Below are 19,896 nucleotides of genomic sequence, written 5' to 3'. Positions count from 1 at the left end.
GGGGTAAATGATATGTCAAAAGTAACGATAAGCTTCGTTTTAAACGGTAATAAGCTGACGGCTCAGGTTGAACCGGATATGCGTTTAGTCGATTTTTTACGTGAAGATTTAGGGCTTACTGGAACAAAGATTGGCTGCGGTGAAGGTGATTGCGGTGCTTGCACTGTGATTATCAATGGAGAAACAGCGAATTCATGTTTAGTACTAGCTCCTCAAGTTGACGGCAAAAAAGTTGTAACAATAGAAGGATTGGGTGATTATGAGCACATTCATCCCCTTCAACAAGCTTTTCTTGAAGAGGGTGCAGTCCAATGCGGATTTTGTACCCCGGGAATGATTATGTCAGCAAAAGCTTTGCTTGATAAGAATCCCCATCCAGAAAGAGAAGAAATCATCCGCGAAATTTCCGGAAATCTTTGTCGTTGTACCGGTTATGCAAAGATTGCGAATGCAATTGAAAAGGTTGCTAATCACAGCAAGGAATAGGCTGAAAGAGGAGTTGAAAATATGCAGGAATTCAACGTTGTAGGAAAACCTGTAATTCGAAAAGATGCATTAGATAAGGTTTTGGGTAAAACCCAATTTGCTGCTGATATGAAGCTGCCCGGAATGCTTTATGCTAAGATTCTTCGCAGTAAAGTTCCACATGCTATTTTGAAAAAAGTAGATACCAGCGCAGCTGAAGCTTTGCCGGGGGTATATGCGGTTCTAACAGCTAAGGATGTTCCTGGAAGCAACAGTCACGGAATTATTCTTAAAGATGAGCCTGTTTTGGCTATTGATAAAATTCGTAAAATCGGAGAGCCTTTAGCAGTAGTTGCTGCAGAGAGCGAGAAAATAGCTGAACAAGCTTTGGCGCTTATTACTGTTGAATTTGAAGAGATTCCGGCTGTGTTTGATCCTGAGGAGGCGATGAAACCAGACGCTCCTAAGGTTCACGAAAAGGGAAATATTGTACAGCTCAGAAAAGTTCGCAAAGGGGACGTTGAGAAAGCCTTTGCCGAGGCAGATATCGTGATCGAAAATGTCTATCGTACCCAAATGCAGGAGCACGCTTATATTGAGCCGGAAGCTGGAGTTGCATACCTCGATCAGGATATCGTGGTCTTAAATGTCTCCACACAGAATCCTCATTTTGACCGTAAGGAAGTTGCACGCAATCTTTCCATGCCAATTAATAAAGTAAGAATTATCCAAGCGACCACAGGGGGTGGCTTCGGCGGAAAACTGGATATTTCAGTTCAGGTTTATATAGCATTATTGTCAATACAGACGAAACGACCCGTTAAATTGGTTTATTCCAGAGAAGAGTCCTTAGTTTCATCAACGAAACGGCATCCATGTGTCATCTATTATAAAACGGCTGCCGATAAGAATGGAAAAATACTGGGAATTGAGGCAACGATCATTGGTGATACTGGGGCTTATGCATCTTATGGTCCGGGAACGCTTACAAGGTCTGCGGTTCATGTTACTGGTCCTTATGAAATTCCTAACGTAAAAGTTGATGCTTATACTGTGTACACGAATAACCCAACTGCCGGAGCTATGCGTGGTTTTGGAGTACCGCAGGTGGCTTTTGCTCATGAACAACAAATGGACATCCTTGCGGAAAGGATAGGGCTTAACCCCATTGAGGTTCGTTTGCTAAACGTTCTGAAACCTGGAAGTACAACGGGTACAGGTCAGGTTTTGAAAACTGGGGTTGGCATTGGTGAAACTATTAATAAGGCTTATCAAAAAGCAAAGGAAATCGCAGGCGAAATTTTCTAAGAGAGGGGAGGTGGATCAATGAAAAAAAGAGGTTTTGGTGTTGGTTGTATGTGGTATGGAGTAGGAAACACGGGTTTGCCAAATCCTGCAGGAGCTTTTGTTGATTTTTTAGATGATGGAACTGTCAACCTTTTATTAGGTGCAGCTGATATTGGTCAGGGCTCAAACACAGCTATCGCGCAAATTGTTGCTGAGGAGTTAGGTGTTAATTTTGATGATGTTCTCGTAACATCTGCCGATACAGGAATTACACCTGATGGCGGAGCTACCTCTGCCAGCCGCCAGACTTATATTTCCGGAAATGCTGCTTTGCGTGCCGCACGCGAAGCAAAACAAGTGTTAATCGAAGAGGCAGCTGAATTATTCGGGGTTGATCCCACAGAAATTTGTGTAAAGAACCATCGCATCTATGTAAATAACAAAGAAGATGATTATAAGAAGATGCAGGATGTTATTGCCAGCTGCCGAGCCAAAGGAAAAATGACCATTGGACACGGCTGGTTTAACCCTGATACTACCGGATTAGATGATGAGACCGGTTTAGGCGATCCTTACGGAGCTTATGCTTTCGCGACTCAAGTTGCAGAGATTGAGGTCGATACGGAGACAGGGCAAGTAGAAGTTATCAATATCTTTGCTGCCCATGATGTTGGAACTGCGATTAATCCCATGCAAGTTGAGGGACAAATTCAAGGTGGAAGTACGATGGGTTTAGGATTTGGTCTTTATGAAGAAGTCAAAAAATCGGAAGGCAAAATTAAAACCCCGTCGTTTGCAACTTATACTATTCCAACTTCCATGGATGTTCCTGCAGTTTACCCAATCATTGTCGAAGAGCCTGTTGAAAGTGGTCCATTTGGAGCTAAAGGTGTTGGCGAACCTTCGCTTATTCCAACAGCTGCTGCTATTGCTAACGCAGTTTATGATGCAATAGGAGTTCGCATAATGGATTTACCCATAACTCCGGAGAAAGTTTTATCCCAATTAAAAATAAAAAAATAAAACTTTAGGGGGTATTTTTTATGGCAACCATAGCACTTACCAACATTGGGAAATTAGTTACTGGGGACATTAAAAATCCAGTAAGCAGTGCAAACACAATCGTAGTTCAAGATGGAAAAATCGCTAAAATTGGAAACGCTGAAATTCTTAAGGGTTTCACCTTGGACAAGACTGTCGATGTCGCAGGCATGACAGTAACTCCTGGTTTAATAGACTCTCACGTTCATACTGTGCTTGGAGATTATACTCCTCGTCAAAAAACTCAAGATTATATTGAAGGTGCAGTACATGGTGGCGTCACAACATTTATTTCTGCTGGGGAATGTCATACACCTGGAAGGCCCAAAGATCCGGCGGGTACAAAAGCGCTAGCGATTTTAGCCCACAAGTCCTTTAACAATTTACGTTCTACAGGGCTGAAGGTTCATGGCGGTGCTGTCATTCTTGAAAAGGGTTTAGTTGAAGCTGATTTCGATGAGATGGCGAAAGAAGGCGTATGGTTGGTCGGAGAAATTGGCCTTGGCAGTGTCAAAAAACCTGAAGATGCTAAACCAATGGTGGAATGGGCTAAAAAACGAGGAATGAAAGTAGCTATGCACTGTGGTGGTACATCAATCCCTGGAAGTTCAACTGTTACCGCAGATGATGTCATGGCTGTCGAACCTACAGTCGTTTCCCATATCAATGGAGGACCTACTGCGATTGCTCCAGCAGAAGTTGAAAAATTGATTAACAATACAGAACTTACTCTTGAAATTGTTCAATGCGGTAATCCGAAAATTGGAGATTTAGTTGTCCGCAAACTTGCTGAAAAAGACGCTTTGCATCGTGTTATTTTTGGCAACGATTCACCATCCGGCACAGGGATTATTCCACTTGGAATTTTAAGAACAATGAGCTTAATTGCTTCCATGTCGGATATCCCTGGTGAAAAAGTTGTGGCAATGGCTAGCGGTAATACAGCTAGAGTATTTGGTCTCGATACAGGCTTGATTGAAGAAGGAAAAGAAGCAGATTTAGTGGTTATGGATGCTCCTATGGGTTCGATCGGATCAGATGCTATGGAAGCCTTAAAGGTGGGTGATTTGCCAGGCGTTGGCATGGTAATTGTAGATGGTGCCATTAAAGTAACAAAGAGTCGTAATACCCCTCCGACAACCCGCAATTATACGATTAAATAGCCAGCATTTAAGGGGAGATGTTCAAGTGGCAGTAATAATTGATCAAGAGTTATGTAAAGGATGCGGGATTTGTGCTAAAGAGTGCCCGAACAAAGCAATAGTTATAGAGAATAAGAAGGCAGTACTTCAACAAAATTGTACAAGCTGTGGTGTTTGTACTAAAGTATGTCCTTTCAAGGCAGCAAATAAAAATTCAGAGATTAAAAAGGGTGCAGTAAAATGCGCATCTTGTCCAGTCCAATGTGAGATTTTAGAAGGATATACTGGCGCTTGCCAACGTTACCGCAATGTTGAGGGCAGGTTAGTCCGCAATCGTCAACTGGTTACAGAAACCCAAGTAGGGGGCCCGCTTATTACCGGGGTTGGTGCCGGAACAACCTATCCATGCTGCCGCCCTGCACCCCATATTGTTCAAGATACTGTTGATGGGGTAGAAGTTGTCACAGTTGTGACAGAAGCACCTTTAAGCTATAGCGGTGTTAAGGTTAAGATTGACACCAATCTCTTTATCGGAGAAGAAGGAGCTAAAGTCAAACGTAACGGCAAAGTTGTAGGGATGGTAGACACCGAAGAGTATGGTTCCAAAATGCTTTCAATCGGTGGTGCTAATCTTTTAACAGGTAAGGATGGTTTCATTGTTGCCCGTACAGTTGTAGAAATTTCTAATGGGGAACGTGTAACTTTAAAAGTCGACGACGGAAGTACTTTAGAACTTCAAGTGGGTTATCCTCCCATTATTGATGGAGTAGAGGACACAAAAATGCGGGTAGGATGCGGAAGTGCCACAATTGGAATGTTTGCAGCCAGTCTTAAGGAAGTTGTTGACGAAGCTATCATCCTTGATCATCACGTTGTCGGTCTTTTATCGGAACACCTTGCCGGTGAAGTGGTGGGTATGAGTTGGAGCGGTGTCGTTCCGAATGCCAGAAAGAGTACACGTGGTCGTTACTTTGGTGAACATGGCAAGGGTTGGGGCGGTACGAATATCGAAAACCCAAGAGAAGCTATTCAATCCGTAGATATGTCTATAGCAAAACCCGGTATTAAGATACTTGTCACTGAAACAACAGCACAAAATGCGGCACTTTTCCAAGTCGAAGCAGACGGTTCTGTAAAGGAGATCCCCATGACATCTGAGGTAAAAGCTGCAGTTGATCATATTGCCGCAAACTGTGAAAGCGCTAGGGTTTCCGCTTTGTATGTAGGGGGAACGGGCGGAAGTGCTCGCGCTGGGGTAGCTGTAAATCCAATTAAAGTAACACAAGCTGTGCACCATGGTGATGCCAAGATGACTGTCGGAGGCGCAGAAGCCTTTGTTCTTCCCGGCGGCGGCATTAACTTTATGGTTGATGTTGAAAAAGTTGTGCCAAAAGCCTTTACTTGGGTTCCAACACCAGCAACCGTTGCTCCCGTAGAATACACAATGCCTCTTTCAAAGTACAAGGAAATCGGTGGACACGTCCAAGCTATTCAGAAGTTAGGCGAGCTTAAAAAGTAGTCTTTAAGACCATCAAGCCGGGGAGACAGGTATGATCACAGTATTATCAGACGAACGAGTATTCTTGAACTATGGGCCAATGCAAATGATGCTTGTGGCGAGTACAAAAACTCAAAAGCTTACCCGTGAATTGCAGGGAGCAGCCCATTACGCAATAACAATCCTGGAAGACCTTTCTAAAGTGCTTGCAAAGGCCAAGAATATTAAAACAGTAAATGACCCGCATATTACGGAATATCCTTTGCCATTAAGACTTATGGTCGAATCAGTACAAGCAACTGGAGATAATACCTTGACCCCGATGGCTGCAGTTGCAGGTACCTTTTCAGATCTCGTAGCGGATTGGTTAGTTGCTAAGGGAGCTACTAAAGTCATGATCAATAATGGCGGCGATATTGCGGTTAGGCTCTTAGGGGATGAGGAAACAAAGGTAGGGCTTACACCGAGTATTGACGCTCCAAGCTTTACTCATATTCTACCTCTCTCAGCAAAGGATGGTATTGGTGGCATTGCTACCAGCGGTTTAGGCGGAAGAAGTTTTACTAAAGGAATTGCCAGTGCTGTTACAGTATTAGCCACTACTGCCAGGATTGCTGATAGTTGTGCGACCCTCATCGCAAATCATTGTTATGCAGATGACCCAGGCATAACAAGAGTACCTGCAGAAATACTCGATCCCAATACAGATATTCCCGGCCATTTAGTTATAACCAAAGCACAGAATTTAAAAGCTGAGACAAAGCGCCTAGCGCTCTCGAATGCACTGGCTAAAGCCGAAGAATTAAAAACAAGAGGCGTGATCCGGGGGGCAGTTATTTTTGTAGATGATCTGGTTGCCATGATTCCCAAAAATTTATGTTATCCAGTAAATAATAGGAGGTAAATGAAAATGGAAATTCGCAAAATTGTAACTGTCGTTGAAGAAACTCATAAAGATGGGGAAAAGGCTGTTGCCCAACCAACGCGTAAAGCTTCTGTTGCCGCAGTTATCAAGAACCCATTCGCAGGCAGATACGTGGAAGATCTGGCTGAGCTAAGTGAGATTGGGGAACAACTTGGCCGAATGTTAGCTGAAAAGGCAGTTAAAGCTCTTGGAATTGCAAAAGAAGAAGCAAATAGTTATGGCAAAGGTGCCATTGTCGGGGAAAAAGGAGAACTGGAACATGCTGCAGCAATACTTCATCCTCGTATGGGTAAACCTTTCCGTGAAGAAGTTGGCGGCGGAAAGGCTATTATTCCCTCCGCTAAAAAGCTTGGAGGAGTTGGTACTGGTTTAGATGTTCCTGTTCATTACAAAGATGCGGCTTTTGTTCGTACACACTATGATGCTATGGAAGTTAGACTTCCTGATGCTCCAAGAGCAGATGAGATCGTAGTTGCTATTGTTGTTACTGCTTCCGGACGTCCACATCCAAGAATCGGCGGCCTGCAAGTATCGGAGATCAAAGGGGAAGATGGCTTAAGATAAACAGTCAGATTGAATAATTATCTTAGTCAGACTTTAATAATGTGAATTTGTGACGTAGTGCATTCTACCTTAAGTATAAAAGCACTACGCCACAAATCCATACACAGAGTGATTGAGAAGGAAATTAGGAGGTAACAGAATGAAAGTTGGTTTTATTGGTGTAGGAGCGATGGGGAAACCAATGGCCTCGAATATTATCCGATCAGGACATACCCTTGTTGTCAACGATGTTAATGCAGCTGCAGTCGAGGAACTTGTAGCAAATGGGGCTATTCATGCTCAAAGTCCCCGCGAGCTTGCGGAGCAAGTAGAAGTTGTTATTACGATGTTACCTAATGGGACAATTGTTGAACAGGTTCTTCTTGGTGAAAAAGGTGTTTTTGCTGGTGCTAAGTCTGGTTTTACGATTATCGATATGTCTAGTGTAGCTCCAGGTTTTACTAAGAAAATTGCGAAGCTTGCCGCTGATCAGGGTATCAATTACATGGATGCACCTGTTAGTGGTGGGGTTAAAGGCGCTACCGAAGGAACACTAACCATTATGGTAGGTGGAGAAAAAGAACTTGTTGATCGTTACCACTCTTTATTAGAGGTCATGGGTAAGAAAATCTACCATGTTGGCAATGTTGGCGATGGAGACGCTGTTAAGATTGTCAATAATCTTCTTTTAGCAGTAAATATGGCTGCAGCAGCAGAGGCTTTTGCTTTAGGAACTAAAATTGGTCTTGATCCAAAGACTTTGTTAGAGATTATCAGCGTTAGTTCCGGTAACAGCTATGCAATGACGGCTAAGATGCCAAACTTCGTATTTAAAGGAAACTTTGCTCCAGGATTTGCGATAGATCTTCAGTATAAGGATCTTGAACTAGCCGTGCAGACTGCTAAAGAAGCTAAAGTCCCGATGATGTTAACGAATGTTGCACAGCAACTTTATGAAAATGCACGGGCTGCAGGGCTGGGTCGTGAAGATATTTCAGCCATTATTAAACCGCTTGAAGAAGTGTTAGATATTAGTGTCAGGGCCTAGAAATTTTATCTGGAGGTGACTCAAAATGAATGAAATCATTAATGATATTAAGGAAAAAGGCTATGAAATCGGTAGCTTAACCTTAGGCGAAGTAATTGACGTAGCAACTGATTTAAACCTGCGTGTCAGTGATGTAATCATCGCTGAAGCAATGTATAAAAATTCGATGACCAAGGAAGAAGTCATTGATGCAGTATTAAATGCTTTTGCACATAATCTGTATGCTGCAGAAGTAGGGATCACCTCTGGTACGAGTTTCTTGCTCGGTAAGGCACCACAAGAACTAGCCGCTAATAATTTTGAAAATCGCTTATTTGAGGATGATTTCATAAACAAGATATTGGTATATACGTTAGCTGCACAGGTGGGGAACCATTCATGCGGGTTACAACCTTGTGCAGGGACAGGAGATTCTTGCACTTATACTGGATTATTCCGTGCTTTACAGGAAACTGTTGAAGATAAAGAGGAACTGGCAAGGACAGTATCCGTAATGCTCAAAGTAGGAACGATTTTCCGGGCAGGAAAGACCTCTACAGGCTGTAATATGGAAGGGTTTGGGGCAGGTGCAGCAGCAACTGCAGCAACTTTAGTAGAACTGCGTAAAGGAAGTCCCAAAGCTATGGAGAGGGCTGTCGTATTAGCGCTTTCGCCAACCATTGGTACCCCATGTACACCAAGGGTAATGGTTGCAGGACTTTGCTCTACCCACATCGGTGGGGGAGTCGTCATTGCCAACCTTGCTGCCAATTTAGCACTTCATACGACGATTCCGGTTAATGTTCCGGTTGATGTTATGATTTCGATGGCGGCTGCTGTGCACCCCGTATCAGCTAAACAAATCGTGCCAGTAGTCATTAAATATATGCAGCCTTTCTTTAAAACGAATCTTGAAGTGGAATACTTCATTCCAGATCAAATAAAAGAACGTGAACATGATTCGATCAAGCAAACCATGAAATTAGCGGTTGAAGAAGCTCGTGCTTTAGCCAGTAAGGCAAATTCGATTGTGAAACCTTTTGGAGATGCGGTTGTTGGCGGCAGCAGCCAGGCTGTTGGCTCGCCTACGAATACTGGCCGGATTGCCCATGAGTTAGCTAAAGGAGAAATTACTGGCGTTAAGATCGAGTTATATCCGGAGTTATTCGCCCGTCGCGGTATCAATGTACCGGGAATCCTTATGGGTGCGGTTCTTGGAGCAAGCACAGACAACGGTAAGGCTTATCGCGAAGTGATTCAAAAAGTCCTCGATAAAAAGATTACAGTAGATATTGTCGAAGTAAACGAACCTCAATTACAAAAAGTTACAATCTATGCAACTGAACGGAATAGCATGGTTGAAGCTCTTAATCGGGGCGGAGCCCGACTGGTGTTAAAGAAGGCCAGCCCTTCCTTAGAAGAAGCTCGCCTTGCAGCTCAAAAACTTGGAATCGTGCTTGTTGACTAAATATCAAGTATTCGTTCGAGAGGAGAAAAAAAGTGAACCAAGTAGAAAAGTACCTGGCCAAGGCAGCTGGCTTGGAGAAGGTCGAAGCGGGCGAAGATATTACCGTTAAGGTTGACTTAGTCATTGCTCACGATGTAACTGGTCCTATGGCTGTTGAACAGTTTAAAAAAATAGGAGTTGATCAGGTCTTCGACTCTCAGAAAGTCGTATTTGTTGTGGATCACATTATTCCGGCTGCAACTTCCGAGGCTAAAGCACTTCATAATGTCCTTAAGAAATTTTCTCAGGACTATGGGGTTAAGGTTTATGACAAATGTGATGGGGTTATCCATCAGGTTGTTGCTGAAAAGCACCGCTTAAGCAGGGGCTCGATTCTTATGGGTGCTGATTCGCATACGTGTACGGCAGGAGCGTATGGTGCGATTGCCATACCGGTTGGAGCCACGGAGTTAGCCGCAACAATGGCTACGGGAACACTTGATTTAGAAGTTCCGGAGACATATGAGCTTCGAATTGAAGGAAAGCTCTCTCCTGGAGTATATGCCAAAGATGTTATTCTGCACCTGATCGGACATTTTGGGACAGGCGGCTTCACTGATAAAGCAGTGATCTATTCAGGCAGCCTTATTGAAAACCTGACCTTAGATGACAAGATGACGATTTCCAACATGGGAATTGAAATGGGAACCATGATCAGCTACTTTGCTGGTGAGAATGAACCTGTTGGGGTCGTTAAGGAAGTCTTTACCTTTAAAGCTGAAGAGATTCCAGCAAGTGTTGCTTGCCCGCCGAATCCCGGTAATGTTTCGAAGGTAACGGATATCGCGGGTACTAAAATAACTCAGGTTGTCATTGGAAGTTGTACGAATGGTCGGTTAAGTGATATGAAGATTGCCGCTGAAGTGCTTAAGGATCATCAGGTGGCTGAAGCTGTAACATTATTAGTGATTCCCGCTTCCACCAGCATTGCTCAGGAAATGGAAGACCAAGGAATAACACGTATTATCCGACAAGCTGGTGGTATTGTTACAAGCCCGGGATGCGGTCCGTGTTTCGGGGCGCATATGGGACTCTTAGCTGAAGGCGATGTTGCTGTTTCTACTACCAATCGTAATTTCCCTGGGCGGATGGGTCATCGTAATGGTATGGTTTATCTTGCCTCACCACGTTTAGCCGCAGAAAGTGCTATCGCAGGGAAAATCGTTGCTCCAGGCACGATTGCCGCATTAGGGGAGGTAGACTAATGGCTTGGAATAGCAAGGTTGGAGGCCGTGTTTGGAAATTCGGCGTTAATGTTGATACAGATCAGATCTTACCGGGCTACGCTATGGCAGCCCCTATCGATAAGTTAAAGGACTATGCTCTTGCCGGAAGTGAAATTCCGGATTTTGCTCAACAAGTAAAGCCAGGTGATATTGTAATCGCAGGCGACAATTTTGGCTGTGGTTCAAGCCGGGAGCAAGCACCGGTTGCTTTAAAAGAAGCTGGTACAGGACTCGTCATTGCCAAATCTTTTGCTCGGATTTTTAGACGGAATTCCATAAACATCGGTTTACCTGTATTGATTGCAGATGTTGTAGATAAAATTGGGCACGGACAGCAAATCGAAGTTGATCTGAAAACAGCTGAAATAACGATCATCGAGACAGGGGAAAAATTGCAAGGACAGCTTCTTTCAGCTAATGTTTTAGAAACATTAGAAGCAGGAGGACTTATTGCCAAGGTGCGCAAGCAGCTCCATCTATCCTAAATTTTTAAAAGGTTATTAGGAGGAAAGGACTTCAATGCAAGAAAAGACGAAAAAAATTATTATTGAAGATTATGAAAGTGTACAGGCCTATGAAAGAGTATTTGGGGTCGAGATGCCTAAAGTAGGTGCGGATGGTACTGTTTCTGGCCTGCCAGCCCCTTATCCTAGAGTTGTTAATGGTGTAGAACGCAGCGGGTATCGCATTGCTGAGTTAGGCCGCCAAGCAGCTAAGACGGGTATCCCTGTTCAAAACCCTATCCTGGGAAGAAATAGTGCCGAGGAGACTTATAAAGAATCAAAAGAAATGTATAAAGTCGCTGAAGAACTTGGAATATCACTTTTCCAATTTGTTCACTCTGAGGCAACCCGGCATATTGATCCACTTAAAGGATCTGAGCTGATTGAACAATCGAGAGGAAAAGGCGGAATTACCCCTGCTGGAGAACGAGAATTCGTTCAGCTCGGCGGCGGAGCAAAACATCCTGTACGGATTAATGCGACTGGTGATACCCCGCATCTATCCATTATCAATTCCTTGATCGCAGGCTTTGATGGAACGGATATCGGCCCGGTTATTCACGTCCACTTTGGCGGTCGAGGCATACATGATTATAAGACTAAAGTTCTAAATGGCTATAAGGCTTTGCAGGTGTGTGCGGATAATAACATCTTCGTACAAACTGATTCTCATAAACACTTGAATAATATCGGCGGAACAGACGGTATGGCTTTAGCCATGTGCCTGTTGGCAGAAGGTCTGGCTATTCATGCCGGCCTGCCGAGATCTCTAAGCGGGATTCAGATGAATGTTGCCGGGATTAATGTATTAGCTGATTTGGCCGTAATGCGTGCTTTTAAGCAGGTCATTTGGAGTGAATTCCTGATCGTTGTTCCAGAAACCTTCCAAAATCCACCGGCTGACCTTATTGCAGAACAAGCCCACTTTGCTCGCATGGCAATTAGTGCTAAATTAGGCGGTGCAAACTTCTATCGCCCTAAAGCTGCAGAAAATGTGGGAATTCCTACAGGAGCCTCTATGGCTAAGGCTATTTGGGCAACACACAATGTGTTTACAAATGTAGCTTCTTACGAAATCAATGATCCAGCTATTGACCGAAGAAAAAATGAAATTATTAATGAAGCGATGGCAGTCTTAACTGCAGTGTTTGGTCTTAGCAAAGAGCTCAGACCTGAAGAAATCGGTCCTGATTTCTGGTTAAAGTATAGTGATGAAAATTTAATTGATTACATTGTTGCTGCCGGCAAATCAGGTATTCTAGATGCTCCACGGGCTGGCGGCTGGGATCTTAAACGCGGTGTTAAAACACATCGTGATAAAGACGGAATTCGGCGGTATGTCCCTGGTTACGGTCCTATAGGAGTACCTGCTGAAAAGTTAGCCTTTACAAAAGAAAACGTTAAAGTTGCAGCAAAAGCTACCGTGACCCAAAAAGAGAAGATCTTACTAGCTACGGTTGGAGCTGATGCACACGTCGTTGGAATTAACACCATCCGCGAAGCGTTTGAACAAGCAGGCTACGAAGTAATCTATCTCCGGGGGATGAACCTTCCCGAAACAGTAGCAGAAGTTGCGGCAGAGGCGAAAGTCGATGTCATTGGTGTCAGTAACCTTCTTGGACTGGGAACCACGTTATTCCCGAGGGTAGAACAACGCCTAAAAGAACTCGGTATTCGAGATAAGGTTGTCCTTATGGCGGGTGGCCGGATTGCAGAAAAAGAAGAAGAACATGCTATGTTTGAAGAAAAAATGAAAAACGAAGGAACAGGATTCCTCGGAGTTGATGGCTTCTTCGGACCGGGAACGAATCCAGAAGATGCTATCAAATGGGTTCAAGAGAGAGTAAGCAGTAAGGGAGAGAAGTAAAATGAGTGATCAACGAAAGATTCGCACTGCAATTTTACGTGCGGGTACAAGTAAAGGCATTTTCTTAATGGAGAACGATTTGTCAGCAGATACCGTAAAAAGAGATCAAGAGATTCTTGCGATATTTGGCAGTCCAGATGTAAGACAGATTGATGGTCTTGGCGGAGCTGATCCCTTAACGAGTAAGGTAGCTATTATCGGACCGTCAACACGTCCTGATGCTGATGTTAATTATACATTTGGCCAAGTAAGTTTTACTGAGGCACTTGTTGATTATTCCGGTAACTGTGGAAACATTTCCGCTGGCGTGGGACCTTTTGCAATTGATGAAGGATTAGTGCGTGCTGTAGAACCTGTCACCACAGTTCGTATTCATAATACGAATACGGGTAAAATTCTCGTTGCTGAGGTGCCTGTCAAAGACGGGAAGTCTCGTGCTGTTGGCGACTATAAAATTGCCGGCGTTCCTGGTACCGGAGCCAAGATCATGCTCGATTTCGCGGGTACAGCCGGAGCTGTAACCCAAAAAATATTACCCACAGGAAATGCAATTGATGTTATGGATATCCCGGAAATAGGTAAATTAGAGGTCTCCATTGTTGATGTTGCCAATCCTATGGTATTTGTAAGAGCTAAAGATTTAGGGTTGACTGGAATTGAAACACCGGCAGAAATCGGTTCCAACAAAAAGATGTTGGGGATCCTTGAACAAATTCGTGGCAAAGCAGCAACGATAGTTGGGATGGCTAAGAACGAGAAGGACGCTCTACAAAACAGTCCTGCATTTCCTATGATCGCATTTGTCAGTGAACCTCATGATTATGTTGACTTTACTACGGGGAGGACAATTTCAGCAAGTGACGTTGATCTAGTATCCAGACTTATGTTTATGCAAGTGATGCATAAAACTTATGCTGGAACGGGGACAACCTGTACAGGGGTAGCTTCTAAAATCCCAGGGACGATTGTGCATGAAGTTTCACGTTCTAAAAATTCGTTGGTACGTATCGGACATCCGGCAGGGGTTATTGAGATTGAAGTTGAAGTCGAGGCTAACGGTAAAACCCTTGAAGTTAAACGGGCAGCTTTTGGGCGAACTTCACGCCGTATCATGGACGGTTACTGCTATATTGTGAAGTAACTCCTGGTCGTAAAATTTTCCGGGAGGTGATGAAATGCACAACGTAGATTTATTGGTCTATGACGTAGGAAGCACTTATACAAAAGTAACTGCATTTAAAAAAGAAAATAAAATTTTAAGCTTCATCGGTCGATCTCAAGCACCCACAACGGTCTCAAATATTGAGATTGGACTGATAAATGCACGCAAAAATCTCGCTCAAAGTATGGGTTTATCTGATGCTATACCGGAAAAGGTTTTGGCAACAAGTTCTGCCGCAGGTGGACTTAGAATGATCGCTATGGGATATATGCCGCGCGTTACGGCAAAGGCGGCTAAGGAAGTCGCAATGAGCGCCGGGGCTAGAGTTTTGGAGATTATCTCCCATGAAACACCTGTTGATTTCAGGGAAGAGGTCTTACAGGAGATTAAACCGGATATTATTCTGCTTGCGGGTGGAACAGATGGCGGTGATGAGGACTCGGTTCTGGAAAATGCTCATATTATCGTTAAAAGTAAATGCCGAGGGGTTGTGATCATTGCCTGCAATTCTCAAGCTCAACCTAAGGTTGAAGCGTTTCTGAATTCTGAAGGCGTTCGCACGTTCAGAGTACAAAATGTCATGCCAACCATTCATGAATTAAAGGTTAAACCAGCACGGGAAGCGATCCACAGGGAATTTATCCGTCAAATTACTCAGGCAAAAGGTTTAGGACGTCTTCTAGAAATGGTTACAAATAAGAAGGTCATGCCTACACCTGGTGCTGTGCTGATGGGAACTGAGGTATTAGCACTTGGAACTACTGAGAACGAAGGTTTGGGCAGCATTATGGTCATCGATATAGGTGGCGCTACTACTGACGTGCACTCCGTTATGCCAGAATTAGCCGAATTGAGTAACGAAGAAAAAGGTTTGGTTATTTCTAACGAAAAACAGGTCTCTTACAGGACAGTTGAGGGTAACCTTGGACTACGGGTGAGTGCAACTGGTATCGTAGAAACGGCTGGTGCCAAAGGTGTTTTAGCAAAGGTTAATTTGAGTGATGAAGAATTGTGCGAAGAATTGATCACATACACGCAAAATCTGGAGAAAAATCCTGATCACATTAGTGTTACTCAAAAAGAAATACTGTTTGATAAAGCTTTGGCGATAACTGCCATTGAAATTGCTATTAAACGCCACGCGGGATACTTAGCTCAAAGCTTTGACCCGATCATGGGCGTTGCTCCAGGAACCGCTGTTGGGCGTGATTTGCGAAAGCTCCAGAAAGTAGTTGCTGTTGGTGGTATTTTTGCCCATTCATCAAAAGAAGACTGTTTAGAAATTCTCAGAAAAGCCTTTGCTAACCGCGGTATTTCTTTGTTGCCTGAGGATCCGCAATTCATTATAGATAAAAGTTATTTACTCTATACGATTGGTGCCTTAGCACAAGAGTTTCCCAATGAAGCCTTACAATTGGCTTTTAACAATATTTATGGTGGTAATTAAAAATTGAGGAATGAAGGAGTTATTAATATGAATAAAGGTAAAAAACTAAGAGAATTATTAGCGGCAAAGGAGATTCTCGTTGCCCCAGGCGCTCATGACGCAATGACTGCAAAGGTTATTGAGAAAACGGGTTTTCCTGCAGTTTACATGACGGGATATGGTCAGGCAGCAAGTCATCTAGGTACGCCGGATGTCGGTCTCTTAACCATGACTGAGATGTTAGCTCGTGCCAATAACTTTGCCAGCGCTGTGGATATTCCAGTGATTGCAGATGGAGATACAGGTTTTGGTAATGCTGTTAATGTCATGCGTACCGTTCGTCAATATGAGATGGCCGGCGTAGCGGCCATTCAACTTGAAGATCAGGTTGCTCCTAAAAAATGCGGACATATGACAGGAAGACAGGTTATTCCTATGGAGGAAATGGTCGGCAAGATCAAAGCTGCTGTAGAAGCACGTCAAGACCCTGATTTTGTCATCATTGCCCGTACAGATGCGCGTACTGTCCATGGAATAGAAGAGGCTATACGTCGTGGAAAAGCGTATGAAGAAGCTGGGGCTGATGTCATCTTTATTGAATCCCCCGAGTCTGTAGAAGAAATGAAAATGATTACCTCTAGTTTCAAAGTACCTGTCTTAGCGAATATGGTTGAAGGCGGACGTACCCCATTGTTAACTACGAATGAATTAGAAAGTATTGGATATAACCTAGTTATCTTCCCGACCGCTTCAACCTATATCACAGCACAAGCTATGAAGAAGTTGATGGAAGAGTTAAAAGTAAAAGGAACAACGAAAGAGCTTATAGATCAAATGATCCCTTTTCCTGAATTCAATAAGATGATTGGTCTTCCTGAGATCCGCGAAATTGAAGCCAAATTTGTCTTGGGTTAAGGATGTGACGGTTCAATGAATGCTCACTTGGTTGTAGTTAAAGGCGGAGGCGATCTTGCTACAGGAATTGTTCATAGAATCTGGCAAGCTGGCTTTAAGGTTATTATCACTGAAATTGCTCAACCAATGGCTATTAGGCGAACCGTTTCCTTTGCTGAGGCTATATATAGCGGCGAAATAGAAGTAGAAGGCGTAAAAGCTAACACAGTAGATGATGAAGAACAGGCATTAGAGGCTCTGGCAAGAGGCACTGTCCCTGTGATCCTCGATCCCCAAGGGAAAATTATCAATAAATTAAGCCCATTGGCTGTTGTTGATGCCATTTTAGCTAAAAAGAATCTTGGAACAACTTTAAATGATGCTCCTATTGTAATAGGTGTAGGTCCAGGTTTTACTGCTAAAGAAGACGTGCACGCCGTTATAGAGACACAAAGAGGCCATAATCTGGGTCGGGTGATTTTAACAGGGACAGCTGCACCAAATACCGGGATACCTGGGCTGATCAACGGGTTTGCTGAAGAAAGAGTGCTATACGCAACAGACTCAGGAATTTTCAAAGGTTGCCATGCAATAGGGGATTTTGTGAAACAGAATGAGACTATAGCCTATGTGGGTCAAAAAGAAGTCAAAGCAAAAATTGATGGTGTTTTAAGAGGAATTTTGCACAATGGCGTACCCATAGTTAAAGGGACCAAAATAGGGGATGTTGATGCTCGGGCTAAAAAGGAACATTGCTTTACGATATCTGATAAGGCTAGGGCTGTCGGCGGAGGCGTACTGGAAGCATTAATGTACCTAACCAGGAAATTAAAAGTAATTGAAAAGGGGTAACAGCTACAATTATTGAAGTCAAAGGTTCCGCGCCGCGAAAGCCAGGTGCACAAATGTTAATTTTTCGAGATGGACAAACTGTAGGGACCATTGGAGGAGGCTGTGCAGAAGCAGAAGTTAAGCGTGCTGCTCTTGCAGTTTTTTCTAAAGGATTACCTGTCACTTATACAGTAGACCTTACAAACGCAATTGCAGCAGACGAGGGTATGGTTTGTGGCGGGATAATGAAAGTATTTCTTGCTAGGGTTAATTAACTGCCTTAGAAAGGAGGAACAGAAGTGGAACATCATCCTGTGATTGCTTCTGCGTTAAAGTTGATAAATTATCTAGCCATTATAGGAAGTAAAGAAATGACCGTTTCAGTTGCTGATACGGAGAGATATATTCTGAATGTTCCTACCCAAAAATTAAATCTGAATATTAAGCCAGGAGACCCAATTAAGAAAGGCAGTATTGCCGATATTGTTTTGCGGGAAGGAACTCGCCAAGTCCAGCGAATACCGAAAGAGGTTTTCGGTGTCCCTTTCGTCGGGGTCGGAGTTCCTCTTCGGGACGAACAGAATATAATTGTAGGTTTAATTCTTACGGGAACACCGATTGATGATCAAGAAGAGGTCCGTGAGATGGCTGATAATCTCGCAGCAGCTTCAGAGCAAATCTCTGCTGCTACGGATAATCTAGCAGTAAATTCTCAACAGCTTGCAACAACAGCCGAGGAAGTTGCAAGTCAAGCAAGCTCTATGGAAAGTGAAGTACAGCGGGTCGATGACATTGTCCGTATTGTAAAAGGAATTACGAATCGGACGAATATTCTTGGCTTAAACGCAGCTATTGAAGCTGCTCGAGCCGGTGAATCAGGCAGAGGGTTTAGTGTTGTTGCTGAGGAAATACGGAAAATGGCTGCAGATACGAACAGCTCAACACAGCAGATCTCGGAGACAGTCACAGGCATTAAAGATCTTCTTTCGGATATATCCCAAAAAATAAGCAACCTTGCAGGGCTGTACCAAGGACAAGCTGCAACAACGGAGGAGATTGCTTCCTCAACTCAGCAAATCGGCGTTATGTCTCAAACCCTAAAGGGTTTAGCAGATCATCTTGCTTAAGTCACACAAAATATTATTATAGGCGTGATTAATAAAAAGTGTATTTAAAAACTAGTTAAGGGGGTGGTTGCTTTGAGAAAATCCTTTTGACGAAGCCTTAACTAGCCATGGCATAGTCGAATAAATCAAACCATGTAAAGAGAAAGGTTAAATCAAGTCCAAGTTCAAGGTCTTATAATTGCGTCCGATACTTTGTAATGGTGAATAATAAGGAGGGTATTGAATGAATCTGACTAAACGTCTTGAAAATTTACCCGTTTCTAAATTCCATTATATTTTACTAATTACAGCCGGGCTAGGTTGGATGTTTGATTCCATGGACACTGGTATCGTTTCCTTCGTTCTTCCCGTTCTCATGAAAACTTGGAATTTATCCACTGAACAAGTGGGCTATATTGGAAGTATTGGCCTTGTAGGTATGGCTTTAGGTGCCGTCTTAGGAGGATCAATTGCTGATATTATTGGACGTAAAAAAGTTTTTGCTTTTACTCTCGCTATGTATAGCGTTGCGACTGGATTATGCGGTCTTTCCTGGAATTATGGATCGTTGCTGTTCTTTAGATTTTTGGTAGGTTTTGGCCTTGGCGGACAGCTTCCTGTTGCAGTTACTCTTGTTAGTGAATTTTCTCCCGTAAAGCACCGCGGTAAGTTTTTGGTACTGCTTGAGAGCTTTTGGGCTGCTGGTTGGTTAATTGCTGCATTAATCTCTTATGTTGTTATTCCTAAATTCGGTTGGCCGGTTGCTTTCTTTATTGGCGCTGCTCCTGCTCTTTACATTTTTTATCTCTGGAAGGCCATTCCAGAATCCCCACGCTATCTTGAAACACAAGGTAGACATGCTGAAGCAGAAGCTATTGTTGCTAAAGTTGAAGCTCAATGCGGTATAAAATATACCGGAAATACTGAAAAAGAAGAGATTGTCCCTACAGCACCAGCTTCCAAAGTCTCTGTCCTAGATCTATTCAAGGGTAATCTTCTTCGCAGAACCGTATTCCTCTGGATCATGTGGTTTGGTGTCGTGTTCTCTTACTATGGTATTTTTACTTGGTTGCCATCCCTCTTGGCCCTAAAAGGTTTTGCATTAACAAAAAGCTTTAGTTATGTTATGGCTATGACCTTAGCGCAGGTGCCTGGCTACTTTAGTGCTGCTTATTTTGTCGATAAAATTGGCCGTAAGCCAACTATGACGGGTTATATTCTTGGTACTGCAGTCTGTGCTTATTTCTTCGGACAAGCTAACACAGCAGCAATGATTTTGACGTTTGGATGCTTAATGTCATTCTTCAACTTAGGTGCGTGGGGTGTTATCTACACTTATTCGCCGGAAATGTATCCTACCCGTGCCCGTGCAACTGGTACTGGTTGGGCCGCAGGCTTTGGACGAATTGGAGGTATTCTTGCTCCAATCGTTGTTGGTAGTATGCT

At 43.4% G+C, this 19,896-nt stretch carries 19 protein-coding genes (1 of these 19 cut by a window edge); all 19 read left to right on the top strand.

All coding sequences use genetic code 11. The features are described 5' to 3' along the window. The first annotated feature begins 12 nt into the window (after window positions 1-12). A complete protein-coding gene (locus tag ACHOLT_RS02770) occupies window positions 13-486 on the top strand; it encodes a (2Fe-2S)-binding protein (RefSeq protein ID WP_425805620.1) in 474 nt (157 codons plus the stop codon). Window positions 487-507: 21 nt separating this feature from the next. Continuing rightward, window positions 508-1,773 carry a xanthine dehydrogenase family protein molybdopterin-binding subunit gene (locus ACHOLT_RS02765; RefSeq protein WP_425805618.1) on the top strand — a complete coding sequence of 422 codons (1,266 nt, stop codon included), beginning with the start codon at window positions 508-510 and terminating at the stop codon, window positions 1,771-1,773. Window positions 1,774-1,791: 18 nt separating this feature from the next. Continuing rightward, the gene (locus ACHOLT_RS02760) at window positions 1,792-2,775 is read left to right on the top strand and encodes a xanthine dehydrogenase family protein molybdopterin-binding subunit (RefSeq protein ID WP_425805617.1); all 984 of its coding nucleotides are present in this window, start codon (window positions 1,792-1,794) and stop codon (window positions 2,773-2,775) included. A 20-nt stretch (window positions 2,776-2,795) separates the two neighbouring features. Beyond that, window positions 2,796-3,956, top strand: a complete 1,161-nt coding sequence (locus ACHOLT_RS02755; RefSeq protein WP_425805615.1) for an amidohydrolase family protein — start codon at window positions 2,796-2,798, stop codon at window positions 3,954-3,956. 25 nt (window positions 3,957-3,981) lie between these two features. Further along, on the top strand, window positions 3,982-5,454 hold the full coding sequence (locus ACHOLT_RS02750) for a 4Fe-4S binding protein (RefSeq protein WP_425805613.1): 1,473 nt from the start codon (window positions 3,982-3,984) through the stop codon (window positions 5,452-5,454). A gap of 31 nt (window positions 5,455-5,485) precedes the next feature. Then, window positions 5,486-6,337, top strand: a complete 852-nt coding sequence (locus ACHOLT_RS02745) for a UPF0280 family protein (RefSeq protein ID WP_425805612.1) — start codon at window positions 5,486-5,488, stop codon at window positions 6,335-6,337. Between the two features lie 6 nt (window positions 6,338-6,343). Continuing rightward, window positions 6,344-6,922, top strand: a complete 579-nt coding sequence (locus ACHOLT_RS02740; RefSeq protein WP_425805611.1) for an amino acid synthesis family protein — start codon at window positions 6,344-6,346, stop codon at window positions 6,920-6,922. 139 nt (window positions 6,923-7,061) lie between these two features. Further along, window positions 7,062-7,949 carry an NAD(P)-dependent oxidoreductase gene (locus ACHOLT_RS02735; RefSeq protein ID WP_425805610.1) on the top strand — a complete coding sequence of 296 codons (888 nt, stop codon included), beginning with the start codon at window positions 7,062-7,064 and terminating at the stop codon, window positions 7,947-7,949. A 25-nt stretch (window positions 7,950-7,974) separates the two neighbouring features. After that, window positions 7,975-9,396 carry an L-serine ammonia-lyase, iron-sulfur-dependent, subunit alpha gene (locus ACHOLT_RS02730; protein ID WP_425805608.1) on the top strand — a complete coding sequence of 474 codons (1,422 nt, stop codon included), beginning with the start codon at window positions 7,975-7,977 and terminating at the stop codon, window positions 9,394-9,396. Window positions 9,397-9,428: 32 nt separating this feature from the next. Next, window positions 9,429-10,640, top strand: coding sequence for a 3-isopropylmalate dehydratase large subunit (locus tag ACHOLT_RS02725; protein ID WP_425805607.1), 1,212 nt, complete (start codon window positions 9,429-9,431; stop codon window positions 10,638-10,640). After that, window positions 10,640-11,146: a 3-isopropylmalate dehydratase gene (locus tag ACHOLT_RS02720; RefSeq protein ID WP_425805605.1), complete on the top strand. Its 507-nt coding sequence runs from the start codon at window positions 10,640-10,642 to the stop codon at window positions 11,144-11,146. Before ACHOLT_RS02725 ends, ACHOLT_RS02720 begins: the two co-directional genes overlap by 1 nt. Before the next feature lie 34 nt (window positions 11,147-11,180). Further along, window positions 11,181-13,031 carry a cobalamin-dependent protein gene (locus ACHOLT_RS02715; protein ID WP_425805604.1) on the top strand — a complete coding sequence of 617 codons (1,851 nt, stop codon included), beginning with the start codon at window positions 11,181-11,183 and terminating at the stop codon, window positions 13,029-13,031. Between the two features lies 1 nt (window position 13,032). Beyond that, on the top strand, window positions 13,033-14,172 hold the full coding sequence (locus ACHOLT_RS02710; RefSeq protein WP_425805603.1) for a 2-methylaconitate cis-trans isomerase PrpF family protein: 1,140 nt from the start codon (window positions 13,033-13,035) through the stop codon (window positions 14,170-14,172). Between the two features lie 34 nt (window positions 14,173-14,206). After that, entirely contained in the window at window positions 14,207-15,640 is a 1,434-nt protein-coding gene (locus ACHOLT_RS02705; protein ID WP_425805602.1) for a glutamate mutase L, read from the top strand. 27 nt (window positions 15,641-15,667) lie between these two features. Next, window positions 15,668-16,534 (top strand): isocitrate lyase/PEP mutase family protein, encoded by an 867-nt coding sequence (locus ACHOLT_RS02700; protein WP_425805601.1) that lies wholly within the window; start codon window positions 15,668-15,670, stop codon window positions 16,532-16,534. 15 nt (window positions 16,535-16,549) lie between these two features. Beyond that, the gene (gene yqeB, locus ACHOLT_RS02695; protein ID WP_425805600.1) at window positions 16,550-17,365 is read left to right on the top strand and encodes a selenium-dependent molybdenum cofactor biosynthesis protein YqeB; all 816 of its coding nucleotides are present in this window, start codon (window positions 16,550-16,552) and stop codon (window positions 17,363-17,365) included. A 53-nt stretch (window positions 17,366-17,418) separates the two neighbouring features. Further along, on the top strand, window positions 17,419-17,619 hold the full coding sequence (locus ACHOLT_RS02690) for an XdhC family protein (protein ID WP_425805599.1): 201 nt from the start codon (window positions 17,419-17,421) through the stop codon (window positions 17,617-17,619). A 24-nt stretch (window positions 17,620-17,643) separates the two neighbouring features. Then, the gene (locus ACHOLT_RS02685; RefSeq protein ID WP_425805598.1) at window positions 17,644-18,471 is read left to right on the top strand and encodes a methyl-accepting chemotaxis protein; all 828 of its coding nucleotides are present in this window, start codon (window positions 17,644-17,646) and stop codon (window positions 18,469-18,471) included. Window positions 18,472-18,694: 223 nt separating this feature from the next. Next, window positions 18,695-19,896: the 5' portion of an MFS transporter gene (locus ACHOLT_RS02680; RefSeq protein ID WP_425805597.1), read on the top strand. Its footprint extends 127 nt past the window's final position; the window shows 1,202 of its 1,329 coding nt (coding positions 1-1,202); the start codon lies at window positions 18,695-18,697; its stop codon lies off the right edge, out of view.

Origin of the sequence: Desulfitobacterium nosdiversum (assembly GCF_049860565.1) — a bacterium.
GTDB classification, from domain to species: domain Bacteria; phylum Bacillota; class Desulfitobacteriia; order Desulfitobacteriales; family Desulfitobacteriaceae; genus Desulfitobacterium_A; species Desulfitobacterium_A nosdiversum.
Note: the sequence above shows the minus strand (reverse complement) of the source record. Positions and strands in the feature narration are given on the sequence as shown.

Bases quoted from the DNA above. Each gene is read 5' to 3' on its own strand.
- yqeB (WP_425805600.1), top strand. From the start codon at position 16,550: ATGAATGCTCACTTGGTTGTAGTTAAAGGCGGAGGCGATCTTGCTACA.
- ACHOLT_RS02770 (WP_425805620.1), top strand. From the start codon at position 13: ATGTCAAAAGTAACGATAAGCTTCGTTTTAAACGGTAATAAGCTGACG.
- ACHOLT_RS02690 (WP_425805599.1), top strand. From the start codon at position 17,419: ATGTTAATTTTTCGAGATGGACAAACTGTAGGGACCATTGGAGGAGGC.
- ACHOLT_RS02740 (WP_425805611.1), top strand. From the start codon at position 6,344: ATGGAAATTCGCAAAATTGTAACTGTCGTTGAAGAAACTCATAAAGAT.
- ACHOLT_RS02710 (WP_425805603.1), top strand. From the start codon at position 13,033: ATGAGTGATCAACGAAAGATTCGCACTGCAATTTTACGTGCGGGTACA.
- ACHOLT_RS02760 (WP_425805617.1), top strand. From the start codon at position 1,792: ATGAAAAAAAGAGGTTTTGGTGTTGGTTGTATGTGGTATGGAGTAGGA.
- ACHOLT_RS02745 (WP_425805612.1), top strand. From the start codon at position 5,486: ATGATCACAGTATTATCAGACGAACGAGTATTCTTGAACTATGGGCCA.
- ACHOLT_RS02705 (WP_425805602.1), top strand. From the start codon at position 14,207: ATGCACAACGTAGATTTATTGGTCTATGACGTAGGAAGCACTTATACA.
- ACHOLT_RS02715 (WP_425805604.1), top strand. From the start codon at position 11,181: ATGCAAGAAAAGACGAAAAAAATTATTATTGAAGATTATGAAAGTGTA.
- ACHOLT_RS02730 (WP_425805608.1), top strand. From the start codon at position 7,975: ATGAATGAAATCATTAATGATATTAAGGAAAAAGGCTATGAAATCGGT.
- ACHOLT_RS02720 (WP_425805605.1), top strand. From the start codon at position 10,640: ATGGCTTGGAATAGCAAGGTTGGAGGCCGTGTTTGGAAATTCGGCGTT.
- ACHOLT_RS02765 (WP_425805618.1), top strand. From the start codon at position 508: ATGCAGGAATTCAACGTTGTAGGAAAACCTGTAATTCGAAAAGATGCA.
- ACHOLT_RS02700 (WP_425805601.1), top strand. From the start codon at position 15,668: ATGAATAAAGGTAAAAAACTAAGAGAATTATTAGCGGCAAAGGAGATT.
- ACHOLT_RS02755 (WP_425805615.1), top strand. From the start codon at position 2,796: ATGGCAACCATAGCACTTACCAACATTGGGAAATTAGTTACTGGGGAC.
- ACHOLT_RS02735 (WP_425805610.1), top strand. From the start codon at position 7,062: ATGAAAGTTGGTTTTATTGGTGTAGGAGCGATGGGGAAACCAATGGCC.